14 protein-coding genes and 1 tRNA gene are annotated in these 14,815 nt (G+C 67.2%); 5 read left to right on the top strand and 10 right to left on the bottom strand.

Translation table 11 applies throughout. The features are described 5' to 3' along the window. The first annotated feature begins 10 nt into the window (after positions 1-10). A complete protein-coding gene (gene hrpA, locus A8M77_RS13895) occupies positions 11-3,868 on the top strand; it encodes an ATP-dependent RNA helicase HrpA (protein WP_086922097.1) in 3,858 nt (1,285 codons plus the stop codon). Between the two features lie 67 nt (positions 3,869-3,935). Here hrpA and A8M77_RS13900 read toward each other — a convergent pair whose 3' ends face one another. The 6 genes from A8M77_RS13900 to lptF all read right to left on the bottom strand — a co-directional run bounded on the left by A8M77_RS13900 (position 3,936) and on the right by lptF (position 8,952). Beyond that, on the bottom strand, positions 3,936-4,094 hold the full coding sequence (locus tag A8M77_RS13900) for a DUF3309 family protein (protein ID WP_086922098.1): 159 nt from the start codon (positions 4,092-4,094) through the stop codon (positions 3,936-3,938). Positions 4,095-4,203: 109 nt separating this feature from the next. Continuing rightward, positions 4,204-5,370, bottom strand: a complete 1,167-nt coding sequence (locus A8M77_RS13905; protein ID WP_192871607.1) for a pyridoxal phosphate-dependent aminotransferase — start codon at positions 5,368-5,370, stop codon at positions 4,204-4,206. Then, positions 5,367-6,308 carry a CysB family HTH-type transcriptional regulator gene (locus A8M77_RS13910; RefSeq protein WP_086922099.1) on the bottom strand — a complete coding sequence of 314 codons (942 nt, stop codon included), beginning with the start codon at positions 6,306-6,308 and terminating at the stop codon, positions 5,367-5,369. The genes A8M77_RS13905 and A8M77_RS13910 overlap by 4 nt, the downstream gene beginning before the upstream one ends. Before the next feature lie 63 nt (positions 6,309-6,371). Beyond that, the gene (locus tag A8M77_RS13915; protein WP_086922100.1) at positions 6,372-6,743 is read right to left on the bottom strand and encodes a sirohydrochlorin chelatase; all 372 of its coding nucleotides are present in this window, start codon (positions 6,741-6,743) and stop codon (positions 6,372-6,374) included. An 8-nt stretch (positions 6,744-6,751) separates the two neighbouring features. Then, a complete protein-coding gene (gene lptG, locus A8M77_RS13920) occupies positions 6,752-7,858 on the bottom strand; it encodes an LPS export ABC transporter permease LptG (RefSeq protein ID WP_086922101.1) in 1,107 nt (368 codons plus the stop codon). Then, on the bottom strand, positions 7,855-8,952 hold the full coding sequence (lptF, locus tag A8M77_RS13925; RefSeq protein WP_086922102.1) for an LPS export ABC transporter permease LptF: 1,098 nt from the start codon (positions 8,950-8,952) through the stop codon (positions 7,855-7,857). The genes lptG and lptF overlap by 4 nt, the downstream gene beginning before the upstream one ends. 21 nt (positions 8,953-8,973) lie before the next feature. On the opposite strand from lptF, the gene A8M77_RS13930 reads away from it, so the two are divergent. The 4 genes from A8M77_RS13930 to A8M77_RS13945 all read left to right on the top strand — a co-directional run bounded on the left by A8M77_RS13930 (position 8,974) and on the right by A8M77_RS13945 (position 12,650). Beyond that, positions 8,974-10,476: a leucyl aminopeptidase gene (locus A8M77_RS13930; RefSeq protein WP_086922103.1), complete on the top strand. Its 1,503-nt coding sequence runs from the start codon at positions 8,974-8,976 to the stop codon at positions 10,474-10,476. Beyond that, complete coding sequence (locus A8M77_RS13935) at positions 10,473-10,910, top strand: DNA polymerase III subunit chi (protein ID WP_086922104.1); 438 nt, start codon at positions 10,473-10,475, stop codon at positions 10,908-10,910. The genes A8M77_RS13930 and A8M77_RS13935 overlap by 4 nt, the downstream gene beginning before the upstream one ends. A 1-nt stretch (position 10,911) precedes the next feature. Next, positions 10,912-11,295, top strand: a complete 384-nt coding sequence (locus tag A8M77_RS13940; RefSeq protein ID WP_086922105.1) for a hypothetical protein — start codon at positions 10,912-10,914, stop codon at positions 11,293-11,295. Between the two features lie 137 nt (positions 11,296-11,432). Further along, complete coding sequence (locus A8M77_RS13945) at positions 11,433-12,650, top strand: branched-chain amino acid ABC transporter substrate-binding protein (protein ID WP_086922106.1); 1,218 nt, start codon at positions 11,433-11,435, stop codon at positions 12,648-12,650. Positions 12,651-12,702: 52 nt separating this feature from the next. Here the strand turns inward: A8M77_RS13945 and A8M77_RS13950 are convergent, their stop codons facing one another. The 4 genes from A8M77_RS13950 to A8M77_RS13965 all read right to left on the bottom strand — a co-directional run bounded on the left by A8M77_RS13950 (position 12,703) and on the right by A8M77_RS13965 (position 14,798). Next, positions 12,703-13,083, bottom strand: a complete 381-nt coding sequence (locus tag A8M77_RS13950) for a response regulator (RefSeq protein WP_086922107.1) — start codon at positions 13,081-13,083, stop codon at positions 12,703-12,705. Positions 13,084-13,263: 180 nt separating this feature from the next. Next, positions 13,264-13,354: transfer RNA gene (locus A8M77_RS13955), tRNA-Ser, on the bottom strand. Positions 13,355-13,410: 56 nt separating this feature from the next. Next, the gene (locus tag A8M77_RS13960) at positions 13,411-14,340 is read right to left on the bottom strand and encodes an SPFH domain-containing protein (protein ID WP_086922108.1); all 930 of its coding nucleotides are present in this window, start codon (positions 14,338-14,340) and stop codon (positions 13,411-13,413) included. A gap of 32 nt (positions 14,341-14,372) precedes the next feature. Continuing rightward, complete coding sequence (locus A8M77_RS13965) at positions 14,373-14,798, bottom strand: NfeD family protein (RefSeq protein ID WP_086922109.1); 426 nt, start codon at positions 14,796-14,798, stop codon at positions 14,373-14,375. Positions 14,799-14,815 lie beyond the last annotated feature (17 nt).

A 14,815-nucleotide genomic window follows, 5' to 3' on the forward strand; every position in this document is an offset into this window, starting at 1 on the left:
TAATCATGCTGTGATCGAGTCCCAAGCTTCTCCTCGCCTTGCCATTTCTTTCCCGGAATCACTCCCGGTATCGGCTCGCCGGGACGAGATCGCCGAGGCCATCGCCGCGCATCAGGTCGTCATCGTCTGCGGCGAGACCGGCTCGGGCAAAACCACCCAACTGCCCAAGATCGCGCTGGCGATGGGCCGCGGCAAGCTCAATGCGCCGCCGGGCCGCGGCCGACTGATCGGCCATACGCAGCCGCGGCGCATCGCCGCCTCGTCGGTGGCCAAGCGCATCGCGGAAGAGCTCAAGACCCCGCTGGGCGAGGTGGTGGGCTACAAGGTGCGCTTCCAGGACCGGCTGTCGCGCGACGCCTCCGTCAAGCTGATGACCGACGGCATCCTGCTGGCCGAGACCCAGACCGACCCGTTGCTCAAGGCCTACGACACGCTGATCATCGACGAAGCGCACGAGCGCTCGCTCAACATCGATTTCCTGCTGGGTTACCTGCGCGAAATCCTGCCGCGGCGGCCGGATCTGAAGGTGATCGTCACCTCGGCCACCATCGATGCCGAGCGTTTCGCGCAGCATTTCGCCTCCGCCAAGGGGCCCGCGCCGACCATCTTCGTCTCGGGCCGCATGTACCCGGTCGAGCAGCGTTACCGGCCCTTCGAGGAAACGCGCGACCACGACCTCAACGACGCCATCGCCGACGGTGTGGACGAGCTCTGGCGCGACCCGCGCGACGGAGGCGACATCCTGGTATTCCTGCCCGGCGAGCGCGAGATCCGCGAGGCCGCGGACCACCTGCGCAAGCACCTGGCCCATCAGCCGCTGCTGCGCAATGCCGAGGTGCTGCCGCTCTTCGCTCGGCTCTCGCAGGCCGAGCAGGACCGCATCTTCGACAGCCACACGGGCCGGCGCATCGTGCTGGCCACCAACGTGGCCGAGACCTCGCTGACCGTGCCCGGCATCCGCTACGTGATCGACGCCGGCACGGCGCGCGTCAAGCGCTACAGCTTCCGCAGCAAGGTGGAGCAACTGCTCGTCGAGCCGATCAGCCAGGCCGCGGCCAACCAGCGCGCCGGCCGCTGCGGCCGGGTCGCCAACGGCATCTGCATCCGGCTGTACGACGAGAAGGACTTCCTGGGCCGCCCGCGCTTCACCGACCCCGAGATCCTGCGCTCCTCGCTGGCCGGGGTGATCCTGCGCATGAAGTCGCTGCACCTGGGCGACGTGGAGCGCTTTCCCTTCCTGGAGGCGCCGCAGCGCCGCGCCATCGCCGATGGCTACCAGCTCCTCAACGAGCTCGGAGCGGTCGACGACGCGAACGAGCTCACGCCCATGGGCCAGGAGCTGTCCAGGCTGCCGCTGGATCCGCGTGTCGGCCGGATGATCCTGGAGGCGCGCGGTCGCGGTGCGCTGGAGGAGGTGCTGGTGATCGCCAGCGCCCTGTCGGTGCAGGACGTGCGCGACCGGCCGCTGGAGGCGCAGCAGCAGGCCGACCAGGCGCATGCCAAGTTCGACGACGAGAAAAGCGAGTTCAGCGGCTACCTGCGGCTGTGGAAGTGGATCCACGACGCACGTGGGGGCCACGGCGAGACGCACAAGCTGAGCAATCGGCAATACGAGTCCCTGCTGCGCCAGAACTTCGTCAACGTGCGCCGCGTGCGCGAATGGCGCGACATCCACTCGCAGCTGCTGACGGTGGTGACCGAGCACAAGTGGCGCATCAACAGCGCCCCCGCGAGCTACGACGCGCTGCACCTGTCCATGCTCTCCGGCCTCCTCGGCAACGTGGGCTGGAAGATGGAGGAGGAGGAGGCCTACCTCGGTGCGCGCGGCATCAAGTTCCACCGCCATCCCGGCGCGCATCTGAAGAAGAAGCCCGGCCGCTGGATCGTCTGCGCCGAGCTCGTCGAGACCACGCGCTTGTTCGGTCGTGGCATCGCCAACATCGAGCCGCAATGGCTGGAGCAGGTCGCTGGCCACCTGCTCAAGAAGCAGTTGCTGGACCCGCACTGGGAGAAGAAGGGCGCACAGGTGATGGCGCTGGAGCGCGCCACGCTCTACGGCCTGGTCGTCTACAGCGGTCGCCGGGTGGACTTTGGCCGGGTCGATCCGGTGGCCGCGCGCGAGATCTTCATCCGAGAGGCGCTGGTCGGTGGGCAATGGGAAAGCCGGCTGCCCTTCCTGGCAGCCAACCGCAAGCTGGTGCGCGAGATCGAGGGCCTGGAGCACAAGTCGCGCCGGCAGGACGTGCTGGTCGATGAAGAACTGATCTACGCCTTCTACGACGCGCAGTTGCCGCCCGACGTGGCCGGCGGCCAGGCCTTCGAGACCTGGTATCGGCAGGCCTCCAAGGAGGCACCGAGGTTGCTCTACCTGACGCGCGACGAGCTGATGCGCCATCAGGCGGCCGGCATCACGACGCAGTCCTTCCCGCCCACGCTGCGCCTGGGCGGCGTCGATTGCGCCGCGGGCTACCTGCACGAGCCTGGCGACCCCAAGGACGGGCTGACAGTGACCGTGCCGCTGTTCGTGCTCAACCAGGTGAGCGAGGAGCGCTGCGAGTGGCTGGTCGCCGGCATGCTCAAAGACAAGGTGCAGGCCCTGCTCAAGAGCCTGCCGCAGAGGCCGCGGTCTCGGTTCGTGCCCCTGCCCGAGTCGGCTGCGCGGCTGGCGGACGACTTGTCGGCGCCCGGGAGCTTCGGCCAGGGTTCGTTGACGGAGGTGCTGCTCAAGCGGGTGCGCGACGAGACCAGCCTGGATGTGAAGCGCACCGACTTCAAGTTGGACATGGTGCCGCCGCATCTGTTCATGAACCTGCGCGTGGTGGACGAGCATGGCCGCCAGTTGGGCATGGGGCGAAACCTGGGCGCGCTGAAGGCAGAACTGGGCGCGCAGGCGCGGGGCGCGTTCCAGGCGCTGGCGGGCCTGCAGGCCAAGCCCGCCGCGGAGGCTGCCACGGTCCTGGCCGAACCCGCGGCGGCGCGCGGCGCACCGAAGCCCGCAACCCCGTCGGCGCCTCCCGCCGGACAGCGCCACACCACCTGGAGCTTCGGCGAACTGCCCGAGTTGATGGAGGTGCGGCGCGGCGCGCAATCGCTGATCGGTTTCCCCGCACTGGTGGATGCCGGCGATGCGGTCACGGTCGAGGTCTTCGACGAGCCTGCGGTGGCTGCGGCGAAGCACCGCGCGGGCCTGCGCCGCCTGTTCGCGCTGCAGCTCAAGGATGCCCTGAAGTACCTCGAAAAGAACATCCCCGACCTGCAGAAGATGGCGGTGGCCTACATGCCACTGGGCACGGCCGAGGAACTGCGTGCGCAGATCGTCGAGGTCGCACTGGACCGCGCCTTTCTCCAGGAGCCCTTGCCCACCGATCAGGCCGCCTTCGAGCGCAGGGTGGAGGAGGGCCGAGGGCGGCTCACGCTCATCGCCAACGAGGTGGCGCGCCTGGCCGGCGCCATCCTGGCGGAGTACACGCTGGCCGCGCGCAAGATCAAGGACAGCAAGATCCAGCCTGCCGCCACGGCCGACGCGGCGCAGCAGCTCCAGCGGCTCATGGGCAGGCGCTTCGTCGCCGACATCCCCTGGCCGCGGCTGGCCCATTTTGCGCGCTATCTCAAGGCCATCGGCCTGCGGCTGGACAAGCTGCGGGCCGACCCCGCCCGGGACACGCAGCGCCTCGCCGAACTGCGGCCCCAGGAACAGCGCTATTGGCGCCTGGTCGCCGAGCGCAAGGGGGCGGTGGACGAGCGCATGGAGGAGTTCCGCTGGCTGCTGGAGGAACTGCGGGTGAGCTTCTTCGCGCAGGAGCTGCGCACGCCGCAGCCGGTCAGCATCAAGCGGCTCGACAAGCTCTGGACCCAACTGCAAGGCTGAGAGCAGGCACCGCGCCGGCCAAAAAAAAGCCCACCGGAGTGGGCTTCGTCAGTCGCGTGGCATTCGTCTATATGCGCCCCATGAGCAGGAGCACGACGACCACCAGCACTACCAGTCCCAGGCCGCCGCTCGGGCCATAGCCCCAGCTGCGGCTGTAGCCCCAACTCGGCAGAGCGCCGACCAGCAGCAGAATCAGGACAATCAGAAGGATCAACGAGAGCGACATGGAATTCTCCTTGGCGTTGTGTACCGAGGAGCCCATGGTCGGGGTGCAGGCGTGAGTCCATCGCCGGAAGGCGCGCCCTCCCGTGGTCAGGACTCTCCTACCATGCGTGTCAGAGCCGCGCCAGTCGGTCGAGCGCGCTGCGCAGGGTCTCGTCCTTCTTGGCGAAGCAGAAGCGCACCACCCGCTGATCGAAGCCGTCGGCATGGAAGGCCGACAGCGGAATCGCCGCCACGCCGATCTCGCGGGTGAGCCATTGGCAGAACTCGGCTTCGCCCAGGTCGCTGACCTCGCGGATGTCCACGCACTGGAAGTAGGTGCCGGCGCTCGGCAGCAGCTTGAGCCGCGTCTTCGCCAGTCCTTCGGCGAAGAGGTCGCGCTTGCGCTGGTAGAAGGCCGGCAGCTCCAGGTAGGGCGCCGGGTCCGCCATGTAGCGGGCCAGCGCGTGCTGCATGGGCGTGTTCACGGTGAAGACGTTGAACTGGTGCACCTTGCGGAATTCGGCGCTCAGCGCCGCGGGCGCGGCGACGTAGCCGACCTTCCAGCCGGTCACGTGGTAGGTCTTGCCGAAGCTGCTGACGATGAAGCTGCGCGCCGCCAGGCCTGGAAAGCGCGCGGCGCTCTGGTGGGCAAGGCCGTCGTACACCATGTGCTCGTAGACCTCGTCGCTGATCACCAGCACGTCGGTGGGGGCGAGCAGCTCCTCCAGCCGGCGCATCTCGGCTTCGGTCCACACGGTGGCGCTGGGGTTGTGCGGCGTGTTGATGACGATGGCGCGCGTGCGCGTCGTGACAGCCGCGGAGATCTTGTCGAAATCGGGCCTGAAGCTGCCGGACGTGAGCGGCACCCGCACCACGGTGCCACCGGCCAGCTCGATGTTGGGGGTGTAGCTGTCGTAGCAGGGTTCCAGCACGATCACCTCGTCACCCGCGCGCACCACCGCGAGGATGGCGGTGATGATGGCCTGCGTGGCGCCGGCGGTGATCGTGATCTCGCTGCCCGGGTCGTAGCGGTGGCCGTAGAGCGCCTCGATCTTGGCGGCGACGGCCTCGCGCAGCGGCAGGATGCCCGGCATCGGGGGGTACTGGTTGTGGCCCGCGGCCATGGCGGCCGTGACCGCCTCGAGCAGCTTCGGATCACAGTCGAAGTCGGGGAAGCCCTGGCCCAGGTTCACTGCGTTCTTCTCGACGGCCAGCGCCGACATCACGGTGAAGATGGTGGTGCCGACGCTCGGCAGCTTGGTCCGTACCTCCGGGGTACGCGCGACGGGGGCATTCACAATTCGTAGTCCTGGTTGTGACCGGCCAAGGCCTTGGCGATCAGGTTGCGGTCGAGCCGGTCGGACAGCAGCTCGGCGAATTTGAAGACGAAGTTGCGCAGATAGGCGCTGCGCTTGAAGGCGACGCGGGCTATGTTGGTGCCGAACACGTGGCCCATGGGGCGTACCACCAGGTCGGCGTTGGAGTCGTCGCGTACCGCCATCTCGGCGACGATGCCCACGCCCAGGCCGAGCCGCACGTAGGTCTTGATCACGTCGGAGTCGATCGCCTCCAGCGCGATGCGCGGCGCCAGCTTCTTCTGCGCGAAGGCATGGTCGATGCGCGTGCGGCCGGTGAAAGAGGGGTGGTAGGTGATGATCGGCTCGGAAGCGATGTCTTCCAGGTGGATGCGTTCCTTGTCCGCCAGCGGGTGCGACTTGGGCAGCACCAGCACGTGCTGCCATTCGTAGCAGGGCAGGGTCACCAGCTCGGCGTAATCGGCGAGCGATTCGGTGGCGATGCCGATCTCGGCGATTTCGTCCATCACCATCCGGGCCACCTGGTCGGGCGAGCCCTGGTGCAGACTCACGTTGACCTTGGGGTACGCCTCACGCAGCTTCGCCACCGGCACCGGCAGCACATAGCGAGCCTGGGTGTGAGTGGTGGCGATCGAGAGGGTGCCGCTGTCCTGGGCGCTGAACTGCTCGCCGATGCGCTTGAGGTTGCCCACCTCGCGCATGATCAGCTCGATGCTGGCCAGCACGTGCTGGCCGGGCTCGGTGACGCGCTTGAGGCGCTTGCCGTGGCGCGCGAAGATTTCCACGCCCAGTTCTTCCTCGAGCTCGATGATCGCCTTGGAGACGCCTGGCTGCGAGGTGTGCAGGGCCTTGGCCGCCTCGGTGAGATTGAGGTTGCGCCGGACCGCCTCCTGCACGAATTTGAACTGGTGAAGATTCATAACAAATTCCGTCTTATTTCGGGATTCATTATGCCTTCCCGGTCTATCGAAAGCACTGGATCTTCAGGATTCCAGCGCCAAGCGGGCCAGCAGATCGATCACCTGTGGTTCCTCGCCCACGGCGCGCGCCAATTCCACGGGGACCTGCGGATGCCGCGCACGCAGATCTTCCAGCAGCCGAGGCAGGTCTTCGCGTAGATGCTTGCCCATGCCGAGGAAGAGCGGCAGGACGCGGATCCTGGCTGAGCCGGCTGCCACCAGCTCCGCCGCCGCGGCGTGCAGATCGGGCTGCGACAGCTCCAGGTAGGCGCAGCGCACCAGCACGGCCGGGTCGCGCTCGGCCACACGCCGCGCCACGGCTTCCACGGGCGCCCGCCAGCGCACGTCGCGCGAGCCGTGCGCGAGCAGGACAATGCCAACGGGGCCTGCTCCCATGGCCGACGCTAGCGCCGCAGCACCAGCCAGGTGAAGGCCGCCAGCGACATCACCGAATAGATCATGCCGGGGGCCGCCGCCGTGATCCAGGGCCACCAGTTGCTCAGGTTGCCGAGGTAGCCGAACACGTTGTTCAGCAGGAAGAAGCTGATGCCGATCATCACGCCGCCAAACACGTAGGCCGTGATCCCCGCCTGCCGGAAATGCAGGTAGGCGAAGGGCAGGGCCAGCACCACCATCACCAGGCAGGACAGCGGGTAGAAAACCTTGCGCCAGAACTCGATCTCGTAGCGCTGGGCGGTCTGGCCGTTGGCGTCGAGGTGCTGGATGTACTCGAACAGGTCGATCGTGCGCATGCGGTCCGGCCGCAGCAGCGCAACCGACACCATCTCGTTGGTGAGGGAACTCGGCCAATTCATCACCGGAACGTCGGTGGTGACGATGCGGACCTTCTCGGGATTGCCCGTCTCGTAGTGCTGCTGCGTGACGCCGACCAGGATCCACGCGCCATTGGTGATGTGCCCCTGGGTGGCCGAGATCTGCGAAGCCAGCAGGCCCCTGGAGTCGAACTCGAAGATGCGCGGATCCCGCAACGTGCCGTTGCGCGCGATCGACGCCACGTTCACCGCGTAGGACTTGTCGCCCTGCTTCTCCCGCAGCCATGCGCCGGTATAGCCCACCATCGAATAGGTGCCCTGGTAGCGCGACTTCAACAGCTGCGCCGTGCGATCGGAGGCCGGGGACAGATAGTCGCCGATGGCAAAGGTCACGATCACGAAGCCCAGACCCAGTACCAGCAGGGTGCGCAGCGCTCGCCAGGGCCCGAGTCCGCTGGTTCGCAGGATGGTGTACTCGGAGCTCTGCGCCAGCCGCGCCATCACGAAGATGGTGCCGATCAGCACCGTGATCGGCAGCAGCTCGTAGAGATGGCTGGGGATCAGCAGCGTGACGAACATCAGCGCCTGGGCCGCGCCGTAGTTCAAGGTGCCGGGCTGTCCGATGGACTGGAGCTCATCGATGAAGTCGAAGAAGAAGAACAGGCTGAGGAAGCCCAGGGTCACGAAGGCCACGGCCTTCACGACCTCGATGTAGATCAGACGGCGGATGGTTTTCACGTCGAGGTGCGCGCGGGAGAGCGGATCGACCGCCAGCTCCAGTTGAAATGACGCTTGGCCAGCCAGAGCAGGCCGAGCGCCAGGGCGCCGCCATGCAGCGCCAGCATGAAGCCGCCCATGCTGTAGCGGCCCGTGCCGACCCAGTTCTGCCCGAGGTTGAGCAGGTTGTAGTAGAGGACGAACGCCCCCAGGGCGAACAGCAGGTTCCCGCTGCGGCCCACGCGCGGGTTCGAGCTCGACACGGTCAGCGCCAGCAGCACGAAGTTGATGGCCGCCAACACCATGCCGATGCGCCAGGCCAGCTCACCCCGATTGGGTGTGCTGGGCTCGCGCAGCAGGGCCAGCGTCGTGCGCGCACGTACGGGGGACGCCCTGTTGGCGGGGTCGATGTCGCTGCCGACCTTGGCGCCGTAGGACTGGAACTCGCTGATCTTGATCTCGCCGGGGATCAACGGACGCTCGAGGCGCTGGCCGTTGCTCAGCATCAGGTAGCGGGTGTCGCCGATGCTTTCGATGCGGCCGCTCTGCGCCGAGGTGACGATCTGGCGGTTGCGCTCGATCGAGGAGATGAACACGTTGCTGGCCGTGGCGCTGTCGGGCGAGTCCTTGTCGATGAAGAACACCCGAAGCCGCCCCGACGACTCGCGAAACTCGCCGGGCGACACGCGCTCGATGTCGCTGCGGCGCTGGTACTGGTCGCGCATGCCCTGGGTCTGCGAGTTGGCCCAGGGCCAGCCCACCAGCGCGAACACGGCAATCAACAGGAGGATGGGCCAGGCGAAGCGGAACAGCGGCGGTGCGAAGTCGGCCAGGCCGCGGCCGCTGGAGAACCAGATCACCATCTCGCTGTCGCGGTACATGCGCGACAGCGTGCCCACGATCGCGATGAACAGGCTCAGGCTGAGGATGGTGGGCATGTAGCCCAGCACCGTATAGGTCATCACGAGGAAGACCTCGGAAGGGTTCACGCTGCCCTTGGCCGCGAGGCCGAGCGTTCGGATCAGCATCATGGTCATCACGATGGTGATCAGCACCACCAGCGTGGCCCCGAAGCTGCGCGACAGCTCCTTGCGTATGGAGGAATGGAATAACATCGTCGAGGGAAAAAAAGGATTATGGACTTTCAACTCAAGACCCTCTCCATCGCCCAGGCCGCTAGCGAGAAATGCGATGTGCTGATCGTGCTCGCCGGGGCCGGAAACACCCCCTCCAAGGACGCCATCTCCACGCTCGTCGCCGAGGCCCGCAAAGCCGGCGACCTGGGCGACAAGGCCGGCAAGTTGCTGGCCCTGTACCGGTCCGCGGGCATCGCGGCGCCCCGCGTGCTGCTGGTGTCGGCGGGGGACGGCAAACCCGCCTCGGTGCGCAGCAGCGTGCTTGCCGCGCTGGGTGCGGCCAGGTCTTCCGATCCCAAGCGTGTGGTGATCGTCGCTGCCCTGGGCATCGATGCGGCCGGCCTGCGCAGCGCGGTGATTGCTGCGGCCGACGCGAGCTATGTCTACACCACCACCAAGTCCAAGCCTGAGCCGCGTTCGATCCGCCAGCTGAGCTTCGGCGTGCCCGATGCGGCGCCGCTGCGCGAAGCCTTCGGCGAGGCCGTCGCCACGGTCGCGGGCATCGAGCTGGCCAAGGAGTGGGCCAACCGCCCCGGGAACCACTGCACCCCGACGATGCTGGCCGAGGCGGCTCGCGAACTGGCCGAGCTGCCGGGCGTGAAATGCGAGGTGCTGGGACCCAAGGACGTCGAAAAGCTCGGCATGGGGGCCTTCCGCGCGGTGGCGCAGGGCTCGGCCGAGCCGCTGCGCTTCGTCGTGCTGCGCTACCAGGGCGGGCCCAAGGAACAGGCCCCCGTGGTGCTGGTGGGCAAGGGCATCACTTTCGACACGGGCGGCGTTTCGCTCAAGCCGGCGGCCGAGATGGACGAGATGAAGTTCGACATGTGCGGCGCCGCCAGCGTGCTGGGCGTGTTCCGCGCCCTCGGCGACATCCGGCCCGCGCTCAACGTGGTGGGCCTGATCCCGACCTGCGAGAACATGAACGACGGCCGCGCGATCAAGCCGGGCGATGTGATCACCAGCATGAGCGGCCAGACCATCGAGATCCTCAACACCGATGCCGAAGGTCGCCTGATCCTGTGCGATGCGCTCAGCTATGCCAAGCGCTTCGGCCCCGCCGCGGTGGTGGACATCGCGACGCTCACCGGTGCCTGCGTGGTGGCGCTGGGCGGCGTGCGCAGCGGTCTTTTTTCCACCGACGATGCGCTGGCCGACGCACTCCTTGCCGCCGGCGAGTCCTCGCAGGACCGCTGCTGGCGCATGCCGCTGGACGAGGACTATGCCGAGGGACTGAAGACCAACTTCGCGGATGTCGCCAATGTGGCGGGCCGTGCCGGCGGTGCGGTCACCGCGGCCAAGTTCCTGCAGCGCTTCGCAGGGGACTTCCCCTGGGCGCACCTGGACATCGCGGGCACGGCATGGAAGAGCGGTTCGGCCAAGGGCGCGACGGGGCGGCCGGTCGGCTTGCTCCTGTCCTATCTGCTGGCGCGGGCGGGGCAGGGCGCGGCCGAGGCGGCGCCGCACAAGGTCCGCAAGCCTTCCAAGACCAAACAGGCGGCATGACCGGAATCGACTTCCACTTCAACACGCCGGACAAGGTCGGCTATGCCTGCCGCCTGCTGCGCAAGGCGGTCGGTGCCCGTGGCGCGCGTGTCGTGGTGGTGGCCGACGCAGAGCTGCTCGAAGCGGTCGATCTGGCGCTCTGGACCTTCGCGCCCACGGAATTCATCGCCCATTGCCGCAGCGATGGCGATCCGGGCCAGCTCGCGCGTTCGCCGGTGGTGCTGGCCGAGCGTGGTGATGCCGCGCTGCCGCACCGCCAGGTGCTGGTCAATCTCGGCCTCGAGGTTCCCGGCGGCTTCGAGCGCTTCGAACGGCTGATCGACGTCGTGAGCGCCGACGATGCCGACCGCCAGGCCGGGCGCAGGCGCTGGCGGCACTATGCCGATCGGGGCTACGCGATCCAGCGCCACGACTTCGCAGGGAGCAATGCCTGACATGTCCGACCGCAAGCCGCCCCGCTTCGTGCCCACGCTCACGACCGTGCTCGAGCTGCCGGCCGAACCGGCAGCCGTGCCGGAGCCGGAAGCCGCTGCCGTGGACCCGTCGCAAGCCGTCGCGATCAGCCCGCAGGTGTCGGTCTCGGATGCTGATGCCTTCAGGCTCGAGGAACAGTTGCTGCACCGTGTGCTGCAGCGCATCGACCTCTCGCTCGAGGAACGGTTGAGCGACACGGTGTCAGCCGCCGTTCAGCAACAGCTGGACAACATGATCCCGAAACTGCGTGGCGAAATCGAAGCCGCACTGCGTGAATTGATCAGCGAAGCGCTGGCCCAGGAGCTTTCCGACAACACAGGGTCAACGCCAGCTTTTGGCCCGTAAAGCTTGGGCTACACTGCGCGCCAGGTCGCAAGCGCGAGGGCGCTCGGGGCCTGCGGCGCGGAACTTGCTGAGGGTTTGCACGCGGGTCGAAAGACCGTATTTCTTTACTCTTATCCACCAATACCTGGAGGTTCCTCATGCAATTGAAATGGACTGCAGTCGCGCTGGCAGCGCTCACGCTCGTGGCTTGTGGCAAGAAGGAAGAGGCAGCGGCCCCGGCGCCCGCGCCGGCACCGACCGCTGCTGCTCCCGCGCCAGCAGCGCCGCCGGCTGGCGCATTGGTGGTCAAGATCGGGCACGTGGGTCCGACCAGCGGCGCCATCGCCCACCTCGGCAAGGACAACGAACTCGGCGCGCGCATGGCCATCGAGGACCTCAATGCCAAGGGCGTGAAGATCGGCGACAAGGTCGCCAAGTTCGAACTGCTCGCTGAAGACGATGCCGCCGATCCGAAGCAGGGCACCGCGGTGGCCCAGAAGCTGGTCGACAGCAAGGTCAACGGCGTGGTCGGTCACCTGAACTCGGGCACCACCATTCCCGCCTCCAAGCTCTACAGCGACGCCGGCATCCCGCAGGTTTCGCCCTCGGCCACCAACCCCAAGTACACCCGCCAGGGCTTCAAGACCACCTTCCGCGTGGTGGCTGACGACACGCAGCTCGGCGGCACGCTGGGCAAGTACGCGGTCGAGACGCTCAAGGGCAAGAACATCGCCGTGATCGACGACCGCACCGCCTACGGCCAGGGCGTCGCCGAAGAGTTCGAGAAGGCCGTCAAGGCCGCCGGCGGCACCATCGTGGGCCACGAGTTCACCACCGACAAGTCGACCGACTTCAACGCCATCCTGACCAAGCTCAAGGGTGCCAAGCCCGACGTGCTGTTCTTCGGCGGCATGGACGCCGTGGGCGGCCCGATGCTCAAGCAGGTCAAGCAACTCGGCATGAACGTCAAGTTCATGGGCGGCGACGGCCTGTGCACCGGTGAGCTCGCCAAACTGGCCGGCGATGCGATCGGCGAAGAGATGGTCGTGTGCGCGGAAGCCGGCGGCGTCGAAGGCGACTTCAAGCAGCCGCTGGAAGACTTCAAGACCAAGTTCAAGACCAAGAACGGCGTGGACGTGCAGATCTATGCTCCGTACGTCTACGACGCGGTCAACGTCCTGGCCGAGGCCATGGTCAAGGCCGGCTCCGCCGAGCCCGAGAAGTACCTGCCCGAGCTGGGCAAGATCCAGTACAAGGGCGTGACTGGCCCGATCGCCTTCGACGAGAAGGGCGACATCAAGAATGGCGCGCTGACCATCTACACCTACAAGGGTGGTGCCCGTACGCAGATCGCCGTGGTGCGCGGCGCGAGCTGACGCCAGGCGGTTGGATCCGTATCAAGACAAAGGGCCCTTCGGGGCCCTTTTTTCATGCCGACGCGCGGTTGGCGTCGTTGCAGTACGCGAAGAAGGCTTCGAGCTCCCTCGACTTGTCGAACACGGCGTCCGCGCCCAGCGCCGTGCAGCGCGCGCGGATGTCGGCATTGACGTAGTTGCTCAGGACCACTGCGCGCTGGCTCGGACGACGTTGCCTGCAGCTGCGCAGCACGCCGAGGCCGGAGCCCTGCTTGAGGAAGATGTCCACCACGACCAGCTGCCAGTCGCCGGCGTGGGAGGTGAGCCAGGTGGCAGCCTCGATCTCGCTTTCGGCGAAGCCGACGATCCGGGCGCCCACCAGATCTTCAAGCGCGGGGATCAGGTTGTCGCGGATCGTCTTGTTGTCCTCGACAAGGAATGTGGAGAGCGGCATGCGGCCTCTTGCCAATGGATGGCGAGCAGCCTAGCCCTGCTCAACCCGTCTGCCATGGCGCCGGCGGCCCGCGAGGGCGTAGGAAAAGTCGGACGTTGGGTTGCGCCGCTCCAGCACGGCGGTGGCCATGAAAAAACCCGTCAAGCAGCGATGCGTGACGGGTTGGATGCCAGGTTGATCTGGCGGAGCAGGCGGGATTCGAACCCGCGGTGGGCTATTAACCCACACACGCTTTCCAGGCGTGCGACTTAAACCACTCATCCACCGCTCCGAAGCCCTCGATTGTAGCAGTCGCCTCCGGAGGCTCCGGCGGCCGGGCGCGCGAATTCAGGCCTGAGCCGATGTCTTTCCGGCCTGCACCATGCGCATCGCCGAGGCGATCAGCGCAGCGGTCTCGTTCATGTTGCTCGGCACGATCAGGGTGGTGGTGGCATCGGCCGCGACCTTGCCGTAGGCATCGACGGCACGCTCCGCGACCTTGAGCTGCACCGCCTGCTCGCCGCCCGGCTGCCGGATGGCCGCGGCCACCCGCTCGATGGCGCCGGCGGTCGCCTCCGCCACCGCGGTAATGGCGGCAGCCTCGCCCTGGGCATTGTTGATCTGGGCCTGCTTCTCACCCTCGGAGCGGGCGATGAAGGCCTCGCGTTCGCCGGTGGCGATGTTGATCTGCTCCTGGCGCCGGCCCTCGGAGGCCGCGATCAGCGCGCGCTTCTCGCGTTCCGCCGTGATCTGGCGCTGCATGGCCTGCAGGATCTCCTTGGGCGGCGTCAGGTCCTTGATCTCGTAGCGCAGCACCTTCACGCCCCAGTTCAGCGCCGCCTCGTCGATGGCCGCCACCACCTGTGCGTTGATGATGTCGCGCTCCTCGAAGGTCTTGTCCAGCTCGAGCTTGCCGATCACGCTGCGCAGCGAGGTCTGGGCCAGTTGCGTGACGGCAACGATGTAGTTGGAGGACCCGTAGCTCGCGCGCATCGGATCGGTGACCTGGAAGTACAGGATGCCGTCGACCTGCAGCTGGGTGTTGTCGCGGGTGATGCAGATCTGGCTCGGCACGTCCAGCGGGATCTCCTTCAGGCTGTGCTTGTAGGCCACCTTGTCGATGAACGGGATCAGGAAGTTCGGCCCCGGCGTCATGGTGCCGTGATAGCGGCCCAGCCGCTCGCGCACCCAGGCGTTCTGCTGGGGCACGAACTTGATCGACTGGCTGATGACGATGATCGCGATGACCAGGATGACGAGCGGGATGGTGAGTTCCATGAAGATGATTTCCTTGTTGTGTTTGTTCGTTGTCAGATCTTGTCGACCACCAGGCGGCTGCCGATCACCTCGGCCACCCGGTGTTCTCCCACCGCGGGCGTGGTGCCGGCGCGGGGCACGACCGTCCATTGCGCGCCGCGGTGGCGCACGGTCGCGGTGCCGTCGGGGTTCCAGGCGTCGACGAACACGCTCTCGCCGATGTCGAGGTTGATGTCGCGGTTGGCCGAGGCGGGTGGCTCGGCCGGGCGCTTGCGGCGGACGGCGTGCCAGGCGAGCACGGCACCGACGCCGACCACCGCCGCTACGACGAGCTGGGTGCTCACCCCGGCACCCGCATGGGCGGCGAGCGCCGCCGCCGCGAAGCCTGCGCCCAGGAGAAGCAGGTAGACCGTGCCGGAAAGCAGCTCGAGCACGATCGCCGCCCCCGCTGCCAGCCACCAGATGGTGGAACTCGCCATGACGCAACTCCTCTTTG

It is taken from the genome of Variovorax sp. JS1663, from assembly GCF_002157355.1.
In the GTDB taxonomy this organism is placed as follows: domain Bacteria; phylum Pseudomonadota; class Gammaproteobacteria; order Burkholderiales; family Burkholderiaceae_C; genus Variovorax.